Annotated in this window: 1 protein-coding gene; it reads right to left on the bottom strand. The window is 44.8% G+C overall.

Annotated elements, in window-relative coordinates; genetic code table 11:
* The coding region (locus tag BHE89_RS14190; RefSeq protein ID WP_458694227.1) for a DNA-directed RNA polymerase subunit beta' at positions 1-2742 on the bottom strand (2742 nt) is incomplete at both ends.

Below are 2742 nucleotides of genomic sequence, written 5' to 3'. Positions count from 1 at the left end.
CCCGCTACCGCAGCTTCCGTTAGAACACGAGTTGTTTCTTGGAACGATGCAGCAGAGATGAAGGATTCAGTTGCCAGAGATGCTTTCGTAATACCTAATAGGTCACGAGAATATGTTGCTGGTACTTTGCCTTCTTCTTCCAGAATACGGTTTGATACTTTAACGCGAGCGTATTCAACCTGTTCACCTTCGAGGAACTCAGAGCTTCCTGCGTTCTCAATGGTAACTTTACGTAGCATCTGACGAACGATAACTTCAATGTGTTTATCGTTAATCTTAACGCCTTGTAAACGGTAAACTTCCTGTACTTCGTTAGTGATATAGCGAGTAACCGCATGAACACCACGTAAGCGCAGAATGTCATGTGGTGATTCTGGACCATCGGAGATAACATCACCGCGTTCCACAACCTCACCCTCGAATACGTTAAGCTGACGCCATTTAGGGATCATCTCTTCGTATGCATCACTGCCATCTAATGGAGAAATAACCAGACGACGTTTACCTTTAGTCTCTTTACCGAACGAAACAATACCGCTGATTTCAGCAAGGATTGCAGGCTCTTTCGGACGACGAGCTTCAAACAGGTCAGCAACGCGTGGTAGACCACCGGTGATATCTTTAGTACCGCCAGATTCTTGTGGAATACGCGCTAAAGTGTCACCTGCGTTAATTGTAATACCATCGTCTAACTGAACAATTGCTTTACCTGGCAGGAAGTACTGTGCTGGCATATCAGTATTCGGGATTAATACGTCATTACCTTGTGCATCAGTGATACGCAATGCTGGACGTAAATCTTTACCGCTACCTGTACGCTCTGCTGAATCCAGAACAACCAGTGAAGAAAGACCTGTTAATTCATCTGTTTGACGTGTGATAGTTTGACCATCAACCATGTCTGCAAAACGGATGATACCAGAGACTTCACTCACGACTGGCATTGTATGTGGATCCCAGTTCGCAACAGTTTCGCCACCGTTAACTGCTTCGCCATCACCTTTTGCTAGTTGAGCACCGTAAGGAACTTTGTAGCTTTCTTTCGTACGACCGAATTCGTCAATTAAACGTAATTCTGTGTTACGAGAAGTGATAACTAATTTACCCGCAGTATTAGTAATGAACTTCGCATTGAACAGCTTCAGAGTACCTTTGTTACGTACTTGAATGCTAGATTCTGCTGCCGCACGAGATGCCGCACCACCGATGTGGAACGTACGCATCGTTAACTGTGTACCTGGCTCACCGATTGACTGTGCTGCGATAACGCCGATAGCTTCACCTTTATTGATGATATGACCACGAGCAAGATCACGACCATAACATTTCGCACACACACCGAAGTCTGTATTACAGGTTACAACTGAACGGACTTTTACGCTGTCAACAGAGTTTTCTTCTAACAGATCACACAGTTTTTCATTTAATAGAGTGTTACGTGGAACAAGAATATCGGCAGTACCTGGTTTCAGAATATCTTCTGCAGCCACACGACCTAATACACGTTCACGCAGTGGTTCTTTAACATCACCACCTTCGATAACCGGAGTCATCATAACACCTTCGGTTGTACCACAGTCGTCTTCTGTAACGACTAAGTCTTGTGCAACGTCAACTAAACGACGAGTCAAGTAACCGGAGTTTGCTGTTTTCAGTGCGGTATCCGCAAGACCTTTACGAGCACCGTGAGTTGAAATGAAGTACTGGAGTACGTTCAAACCTTCACGGAAGTTCGCTGTGATTGGTGTCTCGATGATTGAACCATCTGGCTTAGCCATCAGACCACGCATACCTGCTAACTGACGGATCTGAGCAGCAGAACCACGAGCACCAGAGTCAGCCATCATAAAGATGCTGTTGAAAGATACTTGTTGTTCTTCTTCACCATTACGGTTAATAACAGTTTCAGTAGACAGATTTTCCATCATCGCTTTTGCTACGCGCTCATTCGCCGCAGCCCAAATATCGATAACTTTGTTGTAACGTTCACCTGCTGTTACCAGACCAGATTGGAACTGTTCCTGAATTTCTGCAACTTCTGCTTCTGCTTCCGCAATGATCTCTGCTTTTTTAGCAGGGATAACCATGTCGTCGATACCTACTGAAGCACCTGAACGTGCTGCGTAAGCAAAACCGGTATACATGATTTGGTCAGCAAAAATAACCGTTGGCTTCAGGCCCATTACGCGATAACAGGTATTCAGCATTTTAGAAATTGCTTTCTTACCTAATGGTTGGTTAACCAGTGCGTAAGGTAGACCTTTTGGTACGATCATCCATAAAATAGCTCGTCCGATAGTAGTATCTTTTAAGCTAGTTTCAGTGGTGATGTTACCTTCGCCATCTTTAATCTCTTCAGTGATACGTACTTTGACGCGTGCGTGTAAAGAGGCTAAACCTGCGCGATAAACGCGTTCAGCTTCTTTAGGACCACTTAACACCATGCCTTCACCTTTGGCATTGATGCAGTCACGAGTCATGTAGTAAAGACCTAATACAACGTCCTGTGAAGGAACGATGATTGGGTCACCACTTGCTGGAGACAGAATGTTATTTGTTGACATCATCAGCGCACGAGCTTCTAACTGTGCTTCTAATGTCAGTGGTACGTGAACCGCCATTTGGTCACCATCGAAGTCGGCGTTATATGCCGCACAAACGAGTGGGTGTAACTGAATAGCTTTACCTTCGATAAGGATTGGTTCAAATGCCTGAATACCTAAACGGTGAAGTGTTGGTGCA

The organism is Shigella sp. FC1967 (assembly GCF_001743005.1).
In the GTDB taxonomy this organism is placed as follows: Bacteria; Pseudomonadota; Gammaproteobacteria; order Enterobacterales; family Enterobacteriaceae; genus Proteus.
This window is presented reverse-complemented; position numbering and strand designations above follow the sequence as displayed.